The sequence below is a fragment of the Methanosarcina vacuolata Z-761 genome (genome assembly GCF_000969905.1).
Classification (GTDB): Archaea; Halobacteriota; Methanosarcinia; order Methanosarcinales; family Methanosarcinaceae; genus Methanosarcina; species Methanosarcina vacuolata.
The window spans coordinates 1,584,159-1,606,841 of sequence record NZ_CP009520.1 but is presented as its reverse complement, the minus strand read 5'-3'; the positions used below and the strand labels follow the sequence as shown (position 1 = coordinate 1,606,841).

The 22,683-nt window shown below is 37.7% G+C and carries 19 protein-coding genes and 2 pseudogenes; 12 read left to right on the top strand and 9 right to left on the bottom strand.

Features of this window, described 5'->3' with window-relative positions; translation table 11 throughout:
- Nucleotides 1–27: 27 nt before the first annotated feature.
- The 6 genes from MSVAZ_RS06805 to MSVAZ_RS06780 all read left to right on the top strand — a co-directional run bounded on the left by MSVAZ_RS06805 (nucleotide 28) and on the right by MSVAZ_RS06780 (nucleotide 5,778).
- Nucleotides 28–1,233: a peptidase U32 family protein gene (locus MSVAZ_RS06805; RefSeq protein WP_048123772.1), complete on the top strand. Its 1,206-nt coding sequence runs from the start codon at nucleotides 28–30 to the stop codon at nucleotides 1,231–1,233.
- Nucleotides 1,234–1,729: 496 nt separating this feature from the next.
- Nucleotides 1,730–2,695, top strand: a complete 966-nt coding sequence (mch, locus tag MSVAZ_RS06800) for a methenyltetrahydromethanopterin cyclohydrolase (RefSeq protein ID WP_048119633.1) — start codon at nucleotides 1,730–1,732, stop codon at nucleotides 2,693–2,695.
- A gap of 246 nt (nucleotides 2,696–2,941) precedes the next feature.
- Complete coding sequence (locus MSVAZ_RS06795) at nucleotides 2,942–3,409, top strand: DUF2124 family protein (RefSeq protein ID WP_048119630.1); 468 nt, start codon at nucleotides 2,942–2,944, stop codon at nucleotides 3,407–3,409.
- 229 nt (nucleotides 3,410–3,638) lie between these two features.
- Nucleotides 3,639–4,007, top strand: coding sequence for a carboxymuconolactone decarboxylase family protein (locus MSVAZ_RS06790; protein ID WP_084626086.1), 369 nt, complete (start codon nucleotides 3,639–3,641; stop codon nucleotides 4,005–4,007).
- A gap of 170 nt (nucleotides 4,008–4,177) precedes the next feature.
- On the top strand, nucleotides 4,178–4,768 hold the full coding sequence (locus MSVAZ_RS06785) for a DUF6141 family protein (RefSeq protein ID WP_082091049.1): 591 nt from the start codon (nucleotides 4,178–4,180) through the stop codon (nucleotides 4,766–4,768).
- Between the two features lie 515 nt (nucleotides 4,769–5,283).
- Nucleotides 5,284–5,778, top strand: coding sequence for a DUF6141 family protein (locus tag MSVAZ_RS06780; protein WP_197078847.1), 495 nt, complete (start codon nucleotides 5,284–5,286; stop codon nucleotides 5,776–5,778).
- Nucleotides 5,779–6,079: 301 nt separating this feature from the next.
- Here MSVAZ_RS06780 and MSVAZ_RS06775 read toward each other — a convergent pair whose 3' ends face one another.
- From MSVAZ_RS06775 to MSVAZ_RS20785, 3 genes are all read right to left on the bottom strand, one after another.
- Nucleotides 6,080–6,649 (bottom strand): UPF0228 family protein, encoded by a 570-nt coding sequence (locus tag MSVAZ_RS06775; RefSeq protein WP_048119627.1) that lies wholly within the window; start codon nucleotides 6,647–6,649, stop codon nucleotides 6,080–6,082.
- 870 nt (nucleotides 6,650–7,519) lie between these two features.
- Nucleotides 7,520–8,089, bottom strand: coding sequence for a hypothetical protein (locus MSVAZ_RS06770; RefSeq protein WP_048119624.1), 570 nt, complete (start codon nucleotides 8,087–8,089; stop codon nucleotides 7,520–7,522).
- 239 nt (nucleotides 8,090–8,328) lie between these two features.
- Nucleotides 8,329–8,478, bottom strand: a complete 150-nt coding sequence (locus tag MSVAZ_RS20785; RefSeq protein ID WP_156150983.1) for a hypothetical protein — start codon at nucleotides 8,476–8,478, stop codon at nucleotides 8,329–8,331.
- A gap of 1,044 nt (nucleotides 8,479–9,522) precedes the next feature.
- On the opposite strand from MSVAZ_RS20785, the pseudogene MSVAZ_RS21785 reads away from it, so the two are divergent.
- Nucleotides 9,523–10,015: pseudogene (locus MSVAZ_RS21785) on the top strand (DUF6141 family protein).
- Between the two features lie 114 nt (nucleotides 10,016–10,129).
- Here the strand turns inward: MSVAZ_RS21785 and MSVAZ_RS06755 are convergent.
- Nucleotides 10,130–11,161 (bottom strand): class I SAM-dependent methyltransferase, encoded by a 1,032-nt coding sequence (locus tag MSVAZ_RS06755; RefSeq protein WP_048119618.1) that lies wholly within the window; start codon nucleotides 11,159–11,161, stop codon nucleotides 10,130–10,132.
- Between the two features lie 784 nt (nucleotides 11,162–11,945).
- Between MSVAZ_RS06755 and MSVAZ_RS06750 the strand changes: the two genes are divergently transcribed.
- Both MSVAZ_RS06750 and MSVAZ_RS06745 read left to right on the top strand, forming a co-directional pair.
- Nucleotides 11,946–12,758 (top strand): hypothetical protein, encoded by an 813-nt coding sequence (locus MSVAZ_RS06750; RefSeq protein ID WP_048119616.1) that lies wholly within the window; start codon nucleotides 11,946–11,948, stop codon nucleotides 12,756–12,758.
- Entirely contained in the window at nucleotides 12,751–14,409 is a 1,659-nt protein-coding gene (locus MSVAZ_RS06745) for a PKD domain-containing protein (protein WP_052727909.1), read from the top strand. The genes MSVAZ_RS06750 and MSVAZ_RS06745 overlap by 8 nt, the downstream gene beginning before the upstream one ends.
- A gap of 173 nt (nucleotides 14,410–14,582) precedes the next feature.
- Here MSVAZ_RS06745 and MSVAZ_RS21935 read toward each other — a convergent pair whose 3' ends face one another.
- Together MSVAZ_RS21935 and MSVAZ_RS21115 are read right to left on the bottom strand one after the other, a co-directional pair.
- On the bottom strand, nucleotides 14,583–15,707 hold the full coding sequence (locus tag MSVAZ_RS21935) for a cache domain-containing protein (protein WP_048119614.1): 1,125 nt from the start codon (nucleotides 15,705–15,707) through the stop codon (nucleotides 14,583–14,585).
- A gap of 295 nt (nucleotides 15,708–16,002) precedes the next feature.
- Nucleotides 16,003–16,680 carry a hypothetical protein gene (locus MSVAZ_RS21115; RefSeq protein ID WP_052727908.1) on the bottom strand — a complete coding sequence of 226 codons (678 nt, stop codon included), beginning with the start codon at nucleotides 16,678–16,680 and terminating at the stop codon, nucleotides 16,003–16,005.
- Between the two features lie 270 nt (nucleotides 16,681–16,950).
- Here MSVAZ_RS21115 and MSVAZ_RS21930 point away from each other — a divergent pair.
- The 3 genes and pseudogenes from MSVAZ_RS21930 to MSVAZ_RS06725 form a co-directional block, all read left to right on the top strand.
- Nucleotides 16,951–17,070: pseudogene (locus MSVAZ_RS21930) on the top strand (IS701 family transposase); the annotation flags it as partial.
- Between the two features lie 612 nt (nucleotides 17,071–17,682).
- The gene (locus MSVAZ_RS06730) at nucleotides 17,683–18,072 is read left to right on the top strand and encodes a VOC family protein (protein WP_048119611.1); all 390 of its coding nucleotides are present in this window, start codon (nucleotides 17,683–17,685) and stop codon (nucleotides 18,070–18,072) included.
- A 489-nt stretch (nucleotides 18,073–18,561) separates the two neighbouring features.
- Complete coding sequence (locus tag MSVAZ_RS06725; protein WP_048123766.1) at nucleotides 18,562–18,828, top strand: hypothetical protein; 267 nt, start codon at nucleotides 18,562–18,564, stop codon at nucleotides 18,826–18,828.
- Nucleotides 18,829–19,160: 332 nt separating this feature from the next.
- On the opposite strand, the gene MSVAZ_RS06715 is transcribed toward MSVAZ_RS06725, so the two are convergent.
- The 3 genes from MSVAZ_RS06715 to MSVAZ_RS20110 form a co-directional block, all read right to left on the bottom strand.
- Nucleotides 19,161–19,982 carry a class I SAM-dependent methyltransferase gene (locus MSVAZ_RS06715; protein ID WP_048119606.1) on the bottom strand — a complete coding sequence of 274 codons (822 nt, stop codon included), beginning with the start codon at nucleotides 19,980–19,982 and terminating at the stop codon, nucleotides 19,161–19,163.
- Nucleotides 19,983–20,528: 546 nt separating this feature from the next.
- Entirely contained in the window at nucleotides 20,529–22,031 is a 1,503-nt protein-coding gene (locus tag MSVAZ_RS06710) for a right-handed parallel beta-helix repeat-containing protein (RefSeq protein ID WP_048119604.1), read from the bottom strand.
- A 165-nt stretch (nucleotides 22,032–22,196) separates the two neighbouring features.
- Complete coding sequence (locus MSVAZ_RS20110) at nucleotides 22,197–22,367, bottom strand: hypothetical protein (RefSeq protein ID WP_156150982.1); 171 nt, start codon at nucleotides 22,365–22,367, stop codon at nucleotides 22,197–22,199.
- Nucleotides 22,368–22,683 lie beyond the last annotated feature (316 nt).

Sequence of the window (22,683 nt, the reverse complement as noted above, 5' to 3'; positions counted from 1 at the left end):
AATGAAAGATATGTGTTTTTTGTTCTCATGCGTAAAAGTTCAAAACCTGAACTCCTTGTAGGAGTCAGGAATATTTCAGGGCTTAAGGCCTGCTCAGGATATGCCGATGCTGTTTACTTTTCAACCGACAGGCTTAGCCTGAGAGCAAAAGCAAAAGAAATCACCCTGGAGACTCTTGACGATTTTGTCCATGAGGTAAAAACCAGAGGGCTCAAGGCCTATCTGGCTGTAAATTCAACAGTAAATGAAGAAAGGCTCGGAGATGCATCAGATGTAATAGCTGCAGCTTCGAATGCAGGAATAGACGCAGTTATTGCCTGGGACCCTGCTGTAATTCTCAGGGCACGAAAAGCCGGGCTTAGAATTCACATCTCCACGCAGGCAAACATTACCAACCATGAAACTGCAAATTTCTACCGAAACCTTGGGGCCGAAAGGATTGTACTTTCAAGAGAGCTTTCCCTTGAAGAAATAAGGAAGATATGCCAGCAGACTGAGGTAGAAATCGAGACTTTCGTCCATGGTGCCATGTGTATGGCAGTCTCAGGCCGATGCCATCTGTCAGCTTACGTACTTGGGAAATCCGGAAATTGCGGAGAATGCACTCAGCCCTGCCGCTGGGAATGGGAACTTCATGGAGAAAACGGGATTGTTGCTGCAAGCCTTGGAAAGTACCTTCTAAGTGCAAAAGACCTCTGTATGATAGGGCATATCCCAGAACTTCTCGAAGCGGGGATATCTGCCTTTAAGGTGGAAGGGAGACTGCGGGACCCTGGATACCTTGAAATGGTTTCCCGCTGCTACAGAGAGGCTATCGATGCCTTCATAGAAGGAAACTACACTCCTGAGAAAATAGAGACCTGGAGACGTGAACTTGCTTCGGTCTATAACAGGGGATTTTCAACTGGCTTTTACTTTGGGGTTCCAGGTCTTGAGGGCTTTTCTCCCGAAAAAGATATGAATGCCTCGGAAAAGCAACGCAGGGCTGTGGGAATAATTGAGAATTATTATACGAAACAGCAAGCTGCAGCAGTCAGGCTTCTCGAAGAAGGGATTTCGGTTGGAGACGAGATCGTAATAGAGGGAAATACGACTTATTTGAGGCAGCAAGTCCATTCCATTAAGAAAAATGGCGAACCTGTTGAAAGAGCTGAAAAAGGAGATACGATTGGCCTTGCGGTTGAAGGACAAGTCAGGAAAAACGACCGTGTTTTCATGATACAATTGAAATAAATGAGTTAATGTATCGTGTTTAAAGATATGTGTTTAAGGGTATAAATATCCTAGTTAAAATAATAAAACAGTATCTATATATTGGATTCTTCCTATACGAGTAGCAAATCACAGGAAAGAAAAAAATTACAGGAAAGAAAAAATTGCAGGAAAAAGGCAATTGCAGGAAAAGGTAATTGCAAGAAAAAATTACTCTATCTTATTCCGGTAATATTCTCAATCAGGTGGATACCTTTTATCGGTAAATAATCTTGTCTGTTAACTCTGATCAATAGGCTGGACCTTCATCCGGGTAAACTCCCCTGATTAATTTCCGATCCTCTGATAGATAGTAACCCTGATTGAAATTATTCTTTACAAACAATGTTCTTTATAAGCACTTCTCTGACTGATAAACAGTGTTCTGCTCCGCAATAAATGCAGGTAAGAACTTACTTCCTCGCTATGTGAGAAAATATTTTCTGTTTATCCCGGAGCCAGTAGTAAAGGTGATACCTTGATAAGCGTCAACGAAATGGGATCAAACGTTATCGAAGAGATGCTCGACTGGAGCGAAGACCTGAAAACTGAAGTACTCAAACTAAATAACGGGGCTACGGTTATTGACTGTGGAGTTAAAGCGGAGGGCGGATATGAAGCTGGAATGTACCTGGCAAGGCTCTGTCTGGCCGATCTCGCTGATCTTAAATATACTACTTTTGACCTGAAAGGTCTCAAATGGCCTGCCATTCAGGTAGCAACAGACAATCCAGTAATTGCCTGTATGGCTTCCCAGTATGCAGGCTGGAGAATTTCTGTAGGCAATTATTTCGGAATGGGTTCGGGTCCTGCACGTGCCCTTGGCTTAAAACCGAAAGAGCTCTATGAGGAAATCGGGTATGAGGACGACTTCGAAGCCGCAGTCCTGGTCCTGGAATCCGATAAACTCCCTGATGAGAAAGTTGTGGAATATATTGCAAAACATTGCAGCGTAGACCCTGAAAACGTAATGATTGCTGTTGCTCCTACTGCCTCTATTGCTGGTTCTGTCCAGATCTCTGCCCGCGTTGTAGAAACCGGAATCCATAAATTTGAGTCCGTTGGTTTTGACATCAACTGCATTAAAAGCGGATACGGAGTTGCCCCAATTGCTCCTGTTGTCGGAAATGATGTACAGTGCATGGGCTCGACCAATGATTGTGTGATCTACTGTGGCGAAACCAACTATACAGTCCGCTTCGACGGGGAACTGGCCGAACTTGAGGAATTCGTAAAGAAGGTGCCTTCCACAACCTCCCGAGACTTCGGAAAGCCTTTCTACCAGACCTTCAAAGAAGCAAACTTTGACTTCTTTAAGGTTGACGCAGGCATGTTCGCCCCTGCCAGGCTTACAGTAAATGACCTTAAGAGTACAAAAACAATTTCCAGCGGCGGGCTCTATCCGGAAATCCTGCTTCAGTCCTTCGGGGTCAGGCAGGTTTAAAGGGTAAAAGTCATTTTAATTCTTTTTTATTTTATTCAACTTTTTTAATTTTATATTTATTGTTCCTGGTGAAAATTGTGATTTTTTCCCGATTCCTCCCTTATAAACGCTGTTAACATCACCTATTTAAGTAAATGTCTCCAATCCTACTGTAAAAATATAATGCTACAAAGAAATGTCATGACGAGATATTATGAAGAATTGTTCAGAAGTAAAATTTTACTGAAACCTTAAGGAGAGAATTCAGTGCCAATAATAAACACTTCAAAGGGAGTAGGAGGCATCCTGAACAGCTTCAGGGGCCTTGTCGAAGGCGCAAAAAAGATTACTTTTGTGGGAACTCCGGGGTTCTGCACACCTTTTGCCGAACTTATCGGTTTTGTAGTCCGGGACCGGGAACTTGCTTTTGTTTCCAGCAATGATTTTGAGAAAGCCAGGTCTATCTACATGGATCATGAAGGCATGCAACTTGGAGATCTTACGGATAAACACGCTGATGTTGTTGTCCTGCTTGGAGGGCTTTCGATGCCAAAGATAGGGATTAGCCCTGAAAAAGCAAAAGAAATTGCCAGTAAAATCCTTGAAGGCTCTGAGAATGGAAAAATTATTGGAGTTTGCTTCCAGTCCGCATTCATGCAGCAGAAATGGGACGAAATAATAAATTTTGAGTATATCATCAATGCCGACCTGGCAGTTGAGGTACTGCAAGTCTGAAAGATTCTGAAGTCTATTTTCAGGAATTCTTGAGACTTCCAGGCAAAAAAATACCCTTTTTACTTCTTTTTGCATTTCTTTACTGTAATTATTTCTTTATGTTATTTTTATATTATTTTACTTTTTTTACATTTCCTTACTCTTTTTGATTCTTCTTTACCTTTTTATTTACCCAATTCTGTAAATTTTCTAGTAAGATAGAATTATATCCGATCCTGACTTATGACATATGATAATTATGGAAAAAGCGGCTAAAGAAGTAAGGGAATTAAAAGGGTTTATGCCCAGGTCTATTGAATATGCCGGACAGATAAACGAAGATTTCGCTGAAGGGATAGCAGGCTTTTATAAAGCTATCTGGAGTGAAAGGGAAGGCGGGCTTTCTATGAAAAATAAGCATTTAATAGTCTTTGCTATAGCCTGCTCAACCAACAACACCCAGAGCGCGGTCAAAATCCTCGAAAGACTTCATAAATTCGGAGCCACAAGAACCGAGATCAATGATGCCATGATGCTTGCTGCCTGGACAGGGGGAATCCAGCACTTTACGGATTTCAGTGAAGCAATAATTAAAGAGATGGATAGATTAGGTTATTAATTTCATAAAAACGCACTTATTTAATTATTTTTCTTTAATTTTTCTGCAGATATTACTTTTGTGATGTTATATTTTAGAATAGTCTGATCTCAAACCTAAGAAACTCCTATCTCATACAAGTTTTATGAGACCAACAATGCATTTTACATAATTTAGAGACCTAGTAAAAAATGGATTTTGTAGATGTAGATAGAAAATTGAATGGTCAAAAGCAAATTGGTCAAAAGCAAATGAATAATCCAAAGCAAGTGAATTCTCAAGTTCTTTTTCGAGAAGTTCAAAAAATGAACCAGATCTGGATCTGGCTCATTATTGCGATCCCCGTTGTTCTTTCATGGTATGGGGCTTATAAGCAGCTCTTACTTGGAAAGCCTTTTGGAAATAACCCGGCTCCTGACTGGATGATGTTTCTTTTACTTCTATTATTCGGGATTCTTTTTCCTATTTTATTTTATTCCATGAAGCTGGTTACTGAGGTCAGAAAGGACGGGCTATATGTTCGCGTTTACCCTTTTCATCTATCATTCAAAAGATTTCCATTTGAGAGTATTCAAAATTACAAAGTCCTAACCTATAACCCTGTCAGAGATTATGGAGGCTGGGGCATTCGCTACGGAATAAAGGGAAATGCCTATAATATGGCAGGTAACAGGGGTGTACTTTTCGAATTTGCAGATGGGAAAAAAGTGAAAAAGCTAATGATTGGGTCCCAGACCCCGGAAAAACTCTCAGAAGCTATTAGAAGGTCTATTGAAAAGTAATAGATATGGCACAGAGCATCAAAAAGTTAAATGTAGCGCTATAAAGAGTACTAAAAAATTCCTGAAAAAGAGCGTTAGAAAGTAATCTTTTATTAATTCACTTTTTTCGTTATCGTCTTTTGGACTATTTTTCTGTATAATTTTTGATTTTTAAAAGATACCGTCGTTTTTTTACACTTTTATTATTCTCAAATTTTTAAATTAAAAAATGTATACAATTTTTAATTTTTTTCGGAAGGTTTATTACTCAGTTTTTATAGAGAAAATCAGGAATATTTTCTACTACATACCCCTACTCCAATACTGAGTCGGTATGCTGGTATCTAAATAATACTTATTAAACGGAAGAGAATTCGGTCGGGTGTATAAACACCATATGCAGTTCAATTAGTAGCCAATTAGTAGCTGTAATATAAATTTCAGCAATATCGGGATTTCTGTCAGCCAGGCAATCTAAAAATTAAGTCTCCAGTTAAAACAAAAATGAATCAGACAGGTTTCAAAGAAGGGATTTTGTGGAAAAGCCAAAAGCAGATGTGATTTTTAGGGAAGTACAGGATCTGCGGAACAATTTCTTCCTGGTTTCGGTCCTTTATCCTGCGCTCCTTCTCTGGTATATCGAAATCCATAGCCTGATTTTTGGAAGACCTGTCGGAATTAAGAATATTCCTGGAACATATCTGTTTGCGCTCTGGGTTGTCTTCGGGTTATTTTTCCCTCTTATGTTTTACTGTACAAAGCACATAACTGAAGTAAGAAGTGATGGAATATACGTTCGCCTGGTACCCCTTAATCTCTCCTCCAAGAAAATCCCTTTATATGTAGTGGAGGACTGCAAAATTAAGGTTTATGACCCTCTCACTGGAAAAGAATCTGATGTGTCACAGTCTTCCAAAAAAGTTAGCCCGGTTGTAATCCTCAAACTTATTTCAGGAGAACGAATGCTCCTGAGCTCCAGGAAACCTGAAGAACTCTGTAGCGCAATCAAGCAGGCTACAGCAGAATACTGAGAATTCCTGCTTTGCGAGTTTCTGTCTTTGCGATTACTGCTTTGAGAATTTCTGCTTTAATAATTTCCGCTTTGAGAATTCCTGTTGTCCAGAGTTAAGCATATTAATGATGTCAAAGGCTTTTAAGTACTTCCTTACAGATGGATAGTAGAATGTACTTGGATGGCTGGAAAGTTATCGACGTTTAGTAAGGACTACAGAATTTGACAGAGTCAAGTTAAACATTAATATAAGCTACTATAGTCTGTATAATGATTAAGACGACTATTATAGAGCCCGAATTGCATCGATTTTTAAATATTTATGATTCAACATGTTCAACGAATACAGTGAAAATATTCTCGTCTTTTTCAAGCCTGCTTCTTAATTCATTTGCATTTTCCTGAGAAATCCCATTTTTAGTGTGATCTGTGAAAATAACACGGCACCAGAAGAACTTTTTCACCTGAAGATTACGTTTGTTTAGCATTTCAATAAAATTTTTATCTTGAATAGCTTGTTCAGATATTGAAATCATGCAATAATTTCCTTTTTCGACATCAGGAGTAACTCCTATCCAATTTTTTTCTTTTCTCAACTCATATTTTATTTGTGTCGCTTCATCTTTATTGACTGTTATGTAATATTTGTCCATATCATGAACATTGTAATCTAGTTTATACATAGTCAAATTGTAATTTTCAAGAATTTCTCTTGATTCCTGTTCAGTAATGCCATCTTTGAATTGAATAATTAAGCTAGACACATATGATTCATGACCTGGTGTATCCGTAGCAACAAACGTTGGTGTAAATAATAATTTTATTCCGAAAATCAAAATAATAATAAAAGCAAAGGTAAATAATATCTTATATATTAATTTTTGTGTCATGAAAAAAATACACCCCTATAATAAGGATTAGTTTACTTTTAAGAAGATATGTCTTGGTCTCTACACATCTTTTTAGAGCTATAAAAATACCCTGTAATTTAAATCATATACATTAATCCCACATTCCGCAGTATTTTTTTGAAAATCAATATCCTGTTCCAGTTCATAATAAATTAAAATATTTAACGAATGTTGAGGGAACTGAAGCAATTTGCCACAGTTCTTTACTTAACCGAAGATGCATGAAATCGAGTTCATCCCAAAACTTGAAATTTGCTTCATAGACCTTGTATTTTGAATAATCAATCAAGCTTATGATCATGAAAATAATTCTGAGAATTCCCAATGATTAAGAGTAAAGTAACTTTTGGGATAGGCTCCTCATATATTGGTTTGCTTGTAGTCCCCTACTCTAGTGACACCAAACAAACTTATTTTTCGAAATAGACTCATTAAGTACTGTATTACAGATAATATTTGAGTGAACGTTATATATTTACTTTATAAACGCACATGAATCTATTTGACTAAAAGCTTCAATACCATTTATATTCTAAAAAATAAAATATCCTCAATATTGACTCAGTACCAAAATCTAGTGATGAATGTAAAATTCAAAATCACTAGATTTTGTAATTGGTCACAATCCTTGTAATACAACTTAGGGATTGACGTCTTTAGATACCGAATATTGATTTTAGTGAAAACCGAATTTTTCTTGCTAATTCAGATTTTCAATCAAAAAATGCAAAAATCACTGGATTTTGGACCAGAGTCTCAATATTCAAAAAAATATTAAGGATATTGCATTAAAATCTTTTAGTAACTGTTTTACTAACCAATTCTTTCTAGATTTTTAATAACGCTCAATTAATTATCAATGTAACTTTTAGTAACTTGTCCATATTTGTTACAAGACATATCTAGCTCTATATATTTATCTTGTACTTTTATAGTGTTCCCAGAAATTGTATATCCCCAACTGAAACGCCCATCACAATAAACCTCTGCAGTAGTAGAAGAAGTTTGTCTTGCACCCTCATGCCAGTTCGAAACCTCCCATGGATTGAAAACTATATATTTTGAGTACCAGGAGTCTATGTGATAAGCCTCAACAGTATTATAATCATACCCAAAATACCCTTTTGTGTAGACTGTAAATAATTTCCAGCCTAGATAATTATACCAGCTCACGCTATATTTTATCGGATCAGTATAAGCTGGAGGAACTACCCATTGTGGATTCATTACATTGTTTTTATTACTCGATTGAGTGTTATATTTGTTTGCTTCTTCTTTCAAGCTATCAATTACAATATAGCCATCCTTTGTGAAAGTTATATTTGATCCATCTTTTAGTTGATAACTACTTGAATCGTTACTTAATAAACTGTTTTTTGGAATTTTGTCTTTATTTGCTTTACAATAGTTCGCAATCACATTATCTGTAGATAGTTCGGTGTTAGAATTTAGTGTATTTATTAGACCTTGTTCAAATTCAGCCGACCTTCCGCAGATGTCTTGAAAAAAAGAACATTTTTTCGGCTATCGTTTTTGTGCATCTGTTCAATAATTTACAATTATTATCTCAACTGAAACTTCCGGAAATAGAGGTTAGAATCTTTCAATGAAGCTTGAATAAGCAGGGTAATTTTCAGAAAAAACGATAGCAAGAAAAATTATGAAAATTGAATGGACATCTGCGGAAAGTCAGATTCAGAAGGCTTCTCACTTATTTTTGATGATTCTTGTGCACTTACAGAGGGCAGAAGAATCATACACATAACAAAAAGTAGAATTCCTACTACAAATTTTCTTTTCATTGTCATTCATACTACTCCTGTATCTTTTAACTCAGGAGGCAGAATCAATCAAGCTTAAATATAAGCTAAGCTAACTTGATAATGCTTCTTAAGGCGTGTTTATGGAATTCAAAAGTACTTTCCAGGTCACCTGAACTCCATAAACTTCTCTTACTTAACTCTTTATAACTTTTCCGGCCAATTTCTCTAACTGTGTGATTCTTAAACAAATTTTGTGCCTGAAATTACTTTTTAATATTTTTACTGTTTGATGATTTGGTCATAAATTATTTATTTAAGTATATGTCGCGACTCATATTCAAAAATTAATAAAAAGATAACGCGTAATGTAATTTAGGTACTGTCAAGTCTACAGGTGTTAAGGAGTTTGTCCAGATACAGTTGAGCCTATAAAGCGCCCAGCATCCGTCAACTTGACAGAACCCGCCAGCCCAACTTTTATTAATCTGATCTGTTCTTTATCATCTCACGGACTACTTTTCTTCATTTTTTTTGATTTTTAACAATAGTTGTCGTTTTTTCACACTCATATTATTTTCAAATTTTTAAATTAAAAAATATGTACAATTTTCCATTTTTTTGGAAGGTTTATTACTCAGTTTTTATAGAGAAAATCAGGAACATTTTCTACTACATACCCCTGCTCCAATACTGAATTGGTATACTGGTATCTAAATAATACTATAAAAATGGAAAAGAATTCATTGGTCATCGGTTAAGGAATTTTCTTACCTGAAAGCTATCGATTTAGCACTGGAAGCCTGCTTTAAATCTTTGCCTCTTTACATGAAATCGATACCCTGTTCCAGCTCATAATTTATTAAAATATTTAACAGATGTTGAGGAAATTGACGCAATTTATTACGATTCTTCACTTAACCGAAGACGCATGGAAAAGAATTTGGTTGTGTGTACGAACACTATATGCAGTTCAATTAGTAACCGTAAGATAAATTTCAGCACTATTGAGATGCCTGTCAGCAAGGCAATTTAAAGTGAGTCTCCAATTAAAACACAAATAAATTAGGCACGTATCAAGGAAGGAAGTTTGTGGAACAGCCAAAAGCAGACGTAATTTTTAGGGAAGTACAGGATTTGCGGAACAATTTTTTCCTGATTTCGGTCCTTTATCCTGCGCTTCTGCTCTGGTATATTGAAATCCATAGCCTTATTTTTGGAAGACCTGCCGGAATCGATAACATCCCTGGAACATACCTGTTTGCTCTCTGGATCGTCTTCGGGTTATTTCCCTTTTATGTTGTACTGTACAAAGCATATAACTGAAGTGAGAAGTAATGGAATATACGTTCGCCTGGTCCCCCTGAATCTGTCCTCCAAAAAGATTCCTTTACATGTAGTGGAGGACTGCAAAATTAAGGTTTATGACCCCCTCACTGAAAAAGAATCTGATGTGTCACAATCTTCTAAAAAAGTTAGCCCAGTTGTAATCCTCAAACTTATTTCAGGGGAAAGAATGCTTCTGAGCTCCAGGAAACCTGAAGAACTCTGTAGCGCAATCAAGCAGGCTACAGCACAATATTGAGAATTCCCGCTTTGAGAACTTCTGTCTGTGAGTACTGCTTTGCGAGTTGCTGCTTTAATAATTACCGCTTTGATATTTCCTTTTGTACAGAATTAAAAGAGAAATTTCAAATTTTTATTCGAATATCCGTGCGTCCACAACCACATGCAGGACACCAGGAGAGTACTTTTTTATCCGGTGGGTTTCCAGAATCTCAACCTTCTTTCCAAGGGCACAGGCAGCTTTTTCGATCCTTTCCTGGGGTCTGGTTCTAGCAAGACTTTCCGGGACTGTTTCGTGATAGTGCAGAATTCCCCCGCTTTTTTTCAGGGCCTTTATAGCCGGCTCAAGATAGTGGTGTGTTGTTCCTACATACCCCATAAGCACGCGATCGGCTGTTCCTTCAGGAGCAAACTTTGAGCAGTCCCCACAGATTGGGATAAAGATATCCTCTACCTTATTTAATCTGATGTTTTCCTTAAGATAGGCAAAAGACTCAGGATTAATTTCTATCCCAACAATTTTTTTTGGCCTGGAATGCACAGCCATAGGAATTGAGAAGTACCCTATTCCCGCAAACATATCCACTATAACTTCTCCTTCTCCGAGCTGGCTCATCCTCTTTCTCTCTTCAAGGTTGCCTTTGGAGTACATTACCTTTGTTACGTCCTGCTTAAAAAAGCAGCCATGTTCCTTGTGGATGGTTTCGGTTTCACTGCCGAGAAGGAGTTCTCTTTTTGGCTGGCGGAACTGCCCTTCAATTCCAAAATCCCTTACAACGGTCCTGCACTTTGGGTACATAGAAAGTAAAGACTCAGCTATTCTCGTTTTTTTATCTTCCAGGATTTCAGGGATGAAAACTATTATTATGTCTCCCAGGACCTGCCAGCCTGACGGGACAGATGCAAGTTCAGTTTCGGAAAGAAAACCTTTAAGGGAATCCTTGAGAGAGTTGGGCTTTTCAAGGAATTCCGGATTTTCCTGTTCAAGAACCAGAAAACTGTCCGCACTGTCGTATGCAGACTCCGTAACCGGGATTTCCAGAAAATTGCCTTCTTCAGTCCTGACTTTTCGAATCTTTCTTGAAGTATCCAGAAATCCCCCTTGAATTGCTTTTTTCCTTAACTCTTCTCCTTTTTCCGGAGCAGTCCTTATCATTCTGTACATTGGAATTGAAGGATAGCATACATAGAATTAATGTTTTTTTGTCTGAACTTTATATAGGCAGGTTGTTTGATAAATAGCAATTGACTTCAAGCATACACTACATATTCAAAAATTAGATTAATAAAAAAGTATAAGTAGTCTCAAAATATCGATATATCTTAACCTGTGAAGTATCCGGTTAGAGGACATTATCCTTTTTGGCTTTCTGGAGCGAGCAATAGGGCGATGAAAACTCCTATGACCAGTTTATGTTGTAAGTGTTGAGATACTTTTATGTTTTTTAATAAGTTTCCTGCAGCAGGAAAAATATTACAGATAATATCAGTAGCTTAAGTAGTCATATTGCTATTTTTATCAATCCGGGTTGAATTTGATTATTTTATTTGACTATTTTCGGAACCACAGGTTGTTTTTAAGATATATGTTAGAAGGAGGAGGTTCCGTGTTTATATGTGAGTGTGGAAAATTATTAGGGAACTAATCCCAAAACGCAAAATTGCTTCTCTGAATATCGTATTCTGGATTATCAATAAGAGCTTCTGATCCTGAAAAATAATTCTGAAATTCTTATTGATGTGGGAATAAAATTGGTTTTGGAATGAGCTCGCTGCATTAAATCGATATTTTTAATGTACCAGGGTTCTTGAATATCCCAACATTTTTCGAAAAATTTATTATAAATGGTAATTTTTAAATATGTATCAGAATTTTGATTTTGAGAAATTGTCGCATCCTCCTTACATGTCTACTTTATAATCATAATTTTCTAATGTGGGATTACAGTTTGACTGAAATCGAGACTCCTCTAAACGATTACTGCAGCAGTTACGAAACTATGGTTGAAGAAATTCAAGAAGGCATAGCCGAAGGTTTCAACGAAGGGCTTATAGCCGGCATTAAGCAGGGCTTCATAGCTGGCATTAAGGAATGCAGGACTTCGGGCTTTGATAACATTGATGTTAAAGGCATGGTAGAGATCCTGGAAAACTCCTTCGAAACCGCCTCAGAGAAAACTATACAGATCACGTACAGGCAGGTGGTTGGCAATGAGTACCGAGAAAAGATCGGCCCTTCTTTTAAGAAAAAAATGGAGGAGGCATGTGATAAGGCAGTAGAAAGAATAAAAAACTCAGATTGTGAACTGGAGGAAGCGTCTGCACTCAAATTAATGTATCGTGTGGATATATCTATTGAAAAGATCAGGGAGTGCATTGGGAGTGCCTGTGGGAGTATGAAAAAACAATTCTCGACAAATATGGTATTCGAGAGTTTTTTTGACTGTATACAGGATGAGTTTAAGAAAGGTCTGGATAAAAGTCTGGAAACTTGCGAGGGCAGGGCCTGCAAAACGATTGACAGTAAGACCGACAACAAAAATCGTGTTGATGAATCTATAGAAAAGTTCAAAGATTGCATTGGCAATGCCTGTAGTGGAATTAAGAAAACTCTCCCTGCGGATGTAATCTTCACAAACTTTTTCGACTGCCTGCAGGATGAGTTCAATAAAGATCTGAATGAAAAACTGAAAGCTTGCGAGAAAAGGATCTGTAAAACGATTGACGATAAAACCGGAGACAAGAAGGCTGATCATGAGTGACATTAAAAGGGATGTAAAGTCCAGTGTAAAAGACTTCACCCAGGGTTCTGTCAGCAAGGTAGTAAAGGAATCAACTAAGAAATTGATTAAAAACCTGCCAGAAAAACAGAAAAAACTCCTCGAGGACAGAATTGTAAATATGTCGGATGATCAGCTTGAACAATATTTTGCTGATGATCCCTATTTCAAGGATGCTCTGGAAAATACTATAAAATCGGTAAGTGATATTCCGCCGAAAAAGAGCCCAGGCTTCTGGAAGAAAAGAACAGAATTGGTTTCTAAATGTACTTCTGAAAACCTGGCAACAACCCTGAGCCCGCAGGTTGTTATAAGCATCATTCTGGCTGTAGCAAGTGTTGCGCTACTGGCTATACTTTTTCTAAAACCACCTGTTGCAAACTTCACTACCTCTGTTCCTAATGCCCCTTTAACAATCCAGTTTAATGACATCTCAAGCTATCATCCTACTTCCTGGGAATGGGACTTTGGAGACAACAATACTTCCACCGAGCAGAATCTAACCCATAAGTATTCAAAAGCTGGAAATTATACGGTGACACTTACAGCGAGCAATGTAGCAGGTAGTAATACGACAACAAAAGAAAATATATCCGTAAATAAAACTTTGCAGACTCCTGTAGCAAATTTCAGCAGCAATGTCACATCAGGAAAAGCTCCATTAAGCGTTAAATTTACTGACAAAAGCACAGAAATCCCCACTAAATGGAACTGGAGCTTTGGAGACGGAAAAGCTTCAACGCAGCAAAATCCAGAACATCAGTATTCAAAAGCTGGAATGTATACTGTGACATTTACAGCAAGCAATGCAGCAGGCAGTAATACGACAACAAAAGAAAATTATATGAAAGTAACCGGAAAAACGGTTGCAAACTTCACCAGTAATGTTACCAGAAGCCATGTTCCTCTTACAGTTCAGTTTACCGATTTCTCGCAAAATGCGACTGGATGGAATTGGGACTTTGGAGACGGGACCAGTTCAAGCGATCAGAGCCCAGTGCATGTTTACTTCCCAGCAGGAACATATAATGTTAATCTAACCGTAACAAATGAAAACGAAACCGATTCAAAGTTTGCCACAATAGTGGCTCTGGGAAAAAAAGATAACGACCACAATCCAAAAATTCTTCCTGTTGCAAACTTTACCAGTAATTTAATTGAGGGTCCTGCTCCTCTTACAGTTCAGTTTATCGCTCTCTCGCAAAATGCAACTGAATGGAACTGGAACTTCGGAGATAGAACACACTCAATAGTAGATAATCCAATCCATGAGTATTCAACACCTGGGAATTATACAGTGGCACTTACAGCAAGCAATGCAGCAGGTAGTAATACGACAACAAAAGAAAACTATATCAAAGTAGAACCAGTTCCTAAGAACTTGGTTGCACCCGTTGCTGCTTTTTCGGCATCCCCAACTTCAGGAAGTATTCCATTGAAAGTACAGTTTACTGACAATAGCACAGGAAACCCTGAGGAATGGAAATGGGACTTTGGAGACGAAACAATTTCAACCGAGAAAAATCCAGTGAATATTTACTTTAAAGCAGGAAATCATACCGTTAACCTGACCGTGACCAATAAAAACGGTACGAATTCAACATCTGCCACAATAACAGTTCGTTGTGCATAATGTTAGCGCCCGAGGTAGTAATACAGTTTATTTAATTGATACAACACTGTTGTATCCTGAAATGATTTCGCAGAGTCAAGACTATTATAGAGTCAAGAATATTTGAAAGTGTATGATCTTTTAATTTTTTCGGTTCCTTCTTTTCCCTGTTTCTATCTATTTTTTAGTCCATTTTATTCATTTAATTCGAGCATCTCTGTACTATTCTCTGACTTCGCAGGCTGGTCTATGATCAGAAATCTTAGCGTTGTATTTCCGGTATTATATGTATCCTGTACCGAACCTGCTGGGATGTATATAAGCTGGTCTGGATGTATCTCGATCGGGATTCCGTCAATATAAAGCAGGCCCTGTCCTTCAAGGATATAATGGATTTCCGGATTTTTTACCATATGGGGTGCAACATTTTTTCCGGGTTCTACAATGGAATGGGCAATGCTGCAGTTAATGTCGAGGTTTCTGTTGAGACTTAGGGGATTAAAGAGTTCAGAAGTTTGAAGCTTTCCGGGTTCTTCAGTATACTTGCACCCTTCAAGATTCCTGCAAACGATATAATTCTCCAGGTAGAGATCAGCGCCTACAAGGTAGGTTTTTTCTCCATAAGAAGCCTTTTTGACGAAAGTACATTTGCGGAAAGGCTCGGAATTATTTTCCTTCCAATTGTACTCTATCCAGCCCTCACCTTTTTTGCTCTTGGCTGTTTCGATAAAGAATTCTCCAATGGGCTTGCCGTCGGCATCTACAAGCCCTTTCATATCTTTGCCTTCAAGGCTTTGATTCGAAGGGTAGACGACCTGGGTCCCATTTTCGGTCCAGACAAAAATGCAGAAATTGTCCTGGAACCAGGGAGAGCCTTCTTTACGCATTGAGGGAAACAGTTGTTCTCCCTGGGCTTCAATGAGTCGGACTGTAGCTCTTACCTTGCTTTCGATATTTTTTCTTTCTCCTGCCAGCTGACTCTCTCCTTTTTCCAGAATAACGGGATCTGGTGCGGGAACCGAAACAGCAGGTTCGGAAATTGCAGGTTCGGAAACAGTAGGTTCGGAAATTGCAGGTTCGGAAATTGCAGGTTCGGAAATTGCAGGTTCGGAAATTGCAGGTTCGGAAATTGCAGGTTCGGAAATTGCAGTTTTTTCTTCAGCCTGTGCCATTCCAGCTACTCCGCTGGCATTCGAATTTACGGTTTCATTTTCAAGTTCAGTTGAGATTGCTGGTGTTTCATCCTTACCTCCACTGGTAAGGATTCCCAGAAAGAACGCAACTGCAAGCATAATACAGGCAATTTTTATTAAATCCATGAGTTTCCCTGCTGTTCTGGCTTAAATCTTCTCTGTTACTGAAGGAAGGTTTGCCGGTGTTCGGTATAGTTTTTCTGGATAATTATCTGAAGTATTATTTTATTTTTTCATTTTGATTATAAACAAAAAATAAGTCTTGAACTCAATACGCAGGGAAATTCATTTTTTATTTTTGAAAGTTTTTGATCAACAGTAAACTCCGTACTTGTTAAATCGGCGTTAGCAAGAGAGAGTTAACAGAGATAGTAATCTGTTAACACTCGATACTTCACTTTACTTCACTTTTTACTTTACTTTACTTTTTTCTGAGCTTCCAGCCACCGTATAGGCAAACCAGGCTCCCCAATAATTCGAAACCTGGAGTTGAGCTAACCTTATTCGATTTAGTCTCATTAGAGTCGCTTGTGTTAGAAATACTATCATTAACAGAGTTTTCATAATTCTCCGTCGAGCTTGGAGGTTCAAGATTATCCAGAGGTAGGTTATCTTCGCGCATGAACACGACAGGAACTTCTTTAACCCCCATACTGTTTGCTTTTGTGTCAATAAGCTGATAGAATTCGTCCAACAAAGGCTCATCAACTTCTGAACTATTGTTAACACTTATCTCTATAATACCATCAAAGGTTACACCAGAGGTTTTAACAGGGCCAAATGGATCAAAATACTTCAAATTTTCCTGATCTTGCATAAAACTTGCATTATATAAATTGTCCAGTATGTTACTGAGAGTGTCAATCCATTGATATCTCTCCTCCGAAGTTGTAAAATCAGGTATGCTTCCATATGCAGCAACACAATACGGATCATTTTTCAGTTTATCAAAAGTTTCCGGGCCAAAGGTAAGCTCCATAGTCATATTTTCTTGTGTGGTCTCATTTTCTTGTGCACTTGCTATCGACGCTGGCAGGATGACTGCTAGTAATATTGTTGCAAATATTGCACTTATTCCAAATTTTTTATTTACTATCATCTACTCTTTACCTCTTTTCTTTTATTCAAGAGGCAGGAATAAACAAACCTCAAGTACTCTCAAAGCTATCATTTCTTGCCTCTGGGCATTGTGGGTTTCAAGTTTAGTTTGACAGACGCATTTAAACTCTGCACATTACTTTCAAGGCACTTTTTATAAACTTTCTGTGCAAACTATTAAATTTAGGACTTATGCAGTTAAAATGCCGAAAACTTGATATTTTTATAAATATACTTATAAATTTGTGTTTCTTTAAAAACTTGCAGAGTTATGGATATAAACCCACATAAGTGTAATGCTATTGACTACATTGATTTCTTCATCGCAGCTTCCAACGTTTTTAGCTGCACTGAAGCTGCTAGATATTACCCAAACGTAGCTAATGCTCCATTTAATAAGAGTGGCAGTGACAGAATACTTAAGGAATCCCAAATACACGTTAAATTAATTTAGATATTTGAATGTTTGGAAAAAACAATATGCTAGGAGTCAACTACGTAACTCTTAAGAAAAAACTGCGAGTGAATTTAACTTTTGAGACTCTAATGTCTAGTATATCGATTCTCAAATACACACATAATAAGAAAACAAATACAGTTTATAACGCAAATATTATTTTAAAGTCACATGGAATTTTGTAACACGGAAAACGCAGCCTGTCGCATAGTGATTCTATCTGGATATTACAACCACGGAAAACACGGAAAGCACGGAAGAAACACGCCTTTACTACTGATTTCTGTGTCTTCCGCGCTTTCCGTGGTTTTCAAAAAATTCATTTCTGACATACTTTGGAATCGATGCACTAGATATAAAAGTCAGGCGTTGGGTCCACATGTTAATCGAAAAAGGTTTACAAATCAAGAAATCAAATATATTAATGAAATAGTTATAGTGTTCCAAAATTGATTGCATAAGAGTAAAAATTCCTTAACCGATGACCAATGAAATTAATATATGAATATCGTCCAAATTATCTAATTAAAACAGGAGGTAATTCTCATGCCAGGAGTAATTCATTTTGAGATATATGCAGGAGACATTGCGAGGGCTAAGAAATTCTATCAGGATGTATTCGGCTGGAAAATCGAGAGATCGGAAAGTTCAATGGAATACTGGAATGTAATCACCGGCAAGGAAAATGAGCCAGGAATCGACGGTGGCCTTATGAAAAGGCAAGGAATGGAACCAAAGGCAAATACGCCGATAAGTACCTATATCTGCACAATAGACGTCCCGGATATTGATGAATACCTGAACAGGATACAAAAGCACGGTGGAAAAATCACTATGGAAAAAAGACCAATACGTGGAGTCGGCTGGTACGCATATTGCCTCGACACCGAGAGGAACATATTCGGGATAATGCAGTCGGACCCGAGTGTTAGATAAGCTCTTTTTTCCCATATTTTTCATACTGTCCCGGTTTGCCGTACTTTATTCTCATATCTGTTTTTCACTTCATTAGCATGAAAATGCTGCCATCTGCAAGCACTTTCATTGGTTGTGCATGTTATTTAAAGAGTCTCATGTTTGTTTGGCATGAAAATGCTGCCATCTGCAAGCACGTTCATTGGTTGTGCTGTTATTCAAAGAATATCATGTTCGTTCAGGGTATGCTCTGTATAAGGATTAATTCATTAATTTTTTTGTTTTGTATTCTTTCTCTTAATCAAAAGTTGTTATAATTCCTGTCACTTTGATCAGAAACTCTTATATATTTTATTTATAGAATAATTAATAACCTATGAGATAAATAACGCGGCGAAAAGATAGAACCAACTTGAAGACCCAGATGGGAGCACTGACAGAAAATAGCTAGAAATGGCAGCTGTTGAGCCTTTATTTTCAAAAAGTTATTTCATAGAGTGGAGAAACTATATGAGCGTTATAGATGAGCACATTGTTGACCAGAGTAAGTATATTGTTGATGTCGCTTTGAAACTGAGAAATCTTGATCTTGAAATTGCTAAAAATCCGAACTGCTATGAGCTTAAATCGAGACGATTTAAAGTGCTGGAAGACCTTCACGACAAGACCCGCGCAGAAATGGTGCAAGCTGCAGCCGAGCTCCGTAGGAGTAAAGATAGAGAAGGTAACCATTGTGCTGACTGCATGAGATGTGATTTATATAAGGAGTTTGTTTGAGTCGTAACTGTATCACTGAAATCTGACAAAAAAGAAGTCAAAAATGAAATACTGCTTGAGCTGCTCTTTATCGGCTTTGAGGAGAAACTTGAAACAAGGGAATCTTTTTCCTCTTCTTTCCCCCTGCTGGTAAACAGGCTTATTTTTCGTTTGGGGGACGGAGAAGGATTTGAAAAAGGGTTTGAGGTACTGGTTCTTCAATTTAATATTTTTATTTAAACAGTACCGTATTTACTTTTACATTTCGACCCCTATCAAAAATATTTGCCAGCATATCGGAAACTTAAAATGATTCATATCCTTTGATTTCACATCCTCCTCATTCTTTGGTTTTACAGCCCCTCTTTCGTTTTTGTTGCAGTTGCAAACAGTGTAACATTCCCATAACCGGCAATTTCCGAAACTTGTGCTTTCCTGAACTCTTCAGTGATCTCCTGTCTGATTTTCTCCCTTATCTCGGAAGGAATGTCCGTCAGCAGGCCCTCAGAGCTGTCTTTTTCTTCCAGGTGCTTTAAAAACTCTTCAGGAGAACCATACTTCCAGGGGATATCCCTTGGCTCGATTGATATACTGTCAAAGCCTGCGTCCGACAGGAGATCCCGGAGTTCTGTTGCAGTAACCTTTTTCATCCTTCTATGCAATTCCTGATTCCTTTCAATGTGATATTTTGCAAGAATAGGATCTGCAAGTGTCTTCATGGTGCTGGAGCTGTTTCTGTCAAGTGTGGTCATCCCCACCCTGCCTCCCGGCCGAAGGACCCGGTATATCTCACATAGGGCAGTTTTCTTGTCGTCAACCCAGTGGAATGAGGAACAGAAATATGCATGATCGATTGAATTGTCAGGCACGAAACTGAGGGCCTCAGCCTGTCCTACAAAAAAACGGATGTTGCTGGTGGAGTCTCTGCTAAATTTTTTCCGTGCAAGTTCAATACGATAAGATGAAGGATCAATACCCGTGAGCTGACCAGCCGACCCTATGATTCCCAGAACATTCACAGCCTGCTGCCCTGTCCCGCAGCCTATATCAAGCACCGAATCCCCTTTTTTTATTCCCATCATTTCTATCAGTGCTTTGCCTTTCTGGAACTGATGATCGCAATTCCGGTCATACCTTTCGGCACCCTCCTGGGACTCCCAGTCAATTTCACTCATTTTCATTCACCTTCTGGAACCTGTTTTTTTGCTGAAATTTGTATATATTCAAAATGTCGTTGAGGTTTCATTATTGAGATTTCCCCTTATGCAAACTCATTTGTCTGTGAAAAGTCATCTTTGGCGTTAGTTTTTAAGTTTACAGTTTCGTTTCAACGGTTTCGTTTCAACGGTTTCGTTTCAACGGTTTCGTTTCAACAGTTTCGTTTCAACGGTTAAGCTTATTTCAAAGCTGTTTAATCTATTCTTCTCAGAAATCTAGGAGAAAAAAATCACTATCAGTACAACTTAAAGTTTCTCTTGTTCTTAAAGGTAAAGGAGTTAGCCCACTACTCTACAGGAAAAACTACAAAACTTTTTTTTTAAGCAGGAGTATGAAATTGAATGAACTTATTCATATTAACCGCGGCAAAAGTTATATATATTTCTTACTTTTTGTAAGAGGTCAGGTTTTTCTAAGTGAACTTTGCATTAAGCAAGCTCCCACTGATCAATATAACTGCAGAAGCCAATATAACTGCAAAAGCCAATATAACTGCAGGCGCATTATGAGCATCGTTTTATTAAAATGGAATTTATCATGGTCTGGTTAATTGATTCTTGAAACTCTTCTGAAAAATATCCGGCTCCAATGTTCTGGTTTAAATGTACAGGATCTACATAGATATCAGTGGTTGACGTGCAGTTCATATAGTTACCTGCATAGTTATTGTACAGACAGTTATTTTCAAGCGTAATGGTATGTGTTTCAGGCAAATAATTAGTTACTCCATACCCGGTTCCATCTGGATCTTTTTTGCGTTGTTTGGTATTTGCGATAATATTATTGCGAGCAGTTGTTGTATATCCTGTACCTTTAGGTGAAAGGTCAATGTGGCCTGAGTTATTATATGAGGGATAAATGTGAGTACCTGTAGGGTACATCTGAATAATTGCACCATGATATACCCCATCAAAAGTATTGTTTTCAATGAGGGTATCGTAAAAGCCGCTTGTCACTATGCCCCCCACCCAGTCAATATTAGGATTAGTGCCGGTTTTGTAGAAAATATTGTGATAAATATATACATTCTTAGCCTCATCTCTTGGATAAGACCTACAACAGCCTATCAACCAGATTCCAGGCCCATAAGTATTCTGAATAGTATTATTGTATACTTCTACGTCGTTAACGACAGCTGTTGTTTTCTCAATCAGAATTCCAGGTCCTCCCGCACTCCAGTGGTAAAAGGAATCTATCAGGTTATCATGGAATTTTACATGGTTAGAATTCCTTGATCTAAGGCCGCAGTCAGTCCTGACTGTTATGTTATTATTCCAGCTCTCTACATTCTGGCAGTTTTCGGCAAAAAGCCCGTTATGCCCCATTTTATATACGCTGTTATTGTAAAACTGGATATTGGAACTATTGTCTACTTTCAATGCTTCTCCATGCCCATCGTGCATATACATATTATGAACTTGAAGGTCTCTGGAGTTGCGGAAATGAATCATGTTGTAATATCCATACCCTTTCGGTTTATCCAGATTGTTGTCGTGATTTCCGTCGATTTCAAATCCTTTTATAGTAACTCCATGTATTTCGGTACTGTTAATCTGCGTTATAAGGGGCTTAAATACTGGCCAGTCTGCCCTGTCTATAAGTTTAATTACGGCTGTAGGGTCTCCTTCCAGGGTAGTATTATTTCCGATGAAAATAGTATCTGATATAAGGTATGTGTTCGGCCCTTTCAAATGAACGGTTGTGAACTGCGGGTTTTCTGCAACATATGCAAAAGCTTGATTTATTTCCACCTGATCATTGCTCCCATCGCAGGTGAAGTTCCCACTCCTATCGCCAGTTACCCATACAGTAACATTTGATGGCGTAAGTGAAGAGGTATTTGATGGTGTAAGTGAAGAGGTATTTGATGGTGTGGGCGGAGATCTGGACTGTATTAGTATGTAAACAATTATTAAATCCAGTATAATCAAGAGAATGAAAATTGTAATGTAAAATCTTGTTTCTGTCCAGTTCTGCCGTATATACCTGAGACACCTTCCAGTCATTTTACTCCCCGCCCCAAACTGATATAATTTCTTTAAGTTGAATCATTTATTTTTAACTAACACTTATTATATAGCGAATATTATTTTAAAATACTTTATAAAAAATGATTCAACCGCTTAAGTCTTATAACCTTAACTTCTCCCTCGTGTGGGGAATAAACCAATTCAAGGATTATGTCTGATGTTGTTGTTTTTTAATGCCATTTGTATCCTCTTCAAATTTAATGGAGTTTCAACCACAAAAAAATACAATAGTTGTTCCATTTTTGAGCTTTCCTCATCATATTTTGGAGTAGGAAATGAAACTTGAAGCTTTAATACAATAGCTGGCTTCACTGGACATTAACCTGGTGAAATATAAAGATAAAAAGCGAAGCGTCTTAACCTGGCGTTGACAGAAATATAAAATAAAGTTGAAAGCAAGAATTCGTCTGGGAGATACTTTTAAAGAAGTGGGTATCAAATTAGATTAGAGATTTTAAAAGCTAATTTGAGACACTAATGTATTAGGTTAATTATATAACCAACTTAATATTAAAGGAGCACAAACAGTATTATCAAGTTTTCTTTCATTGGATATTCCTTTCTTTCAAAATATTGATATATCGATAAACTCATCCTTGCAGAAAATTGAACAATAAGGTCTTAATCA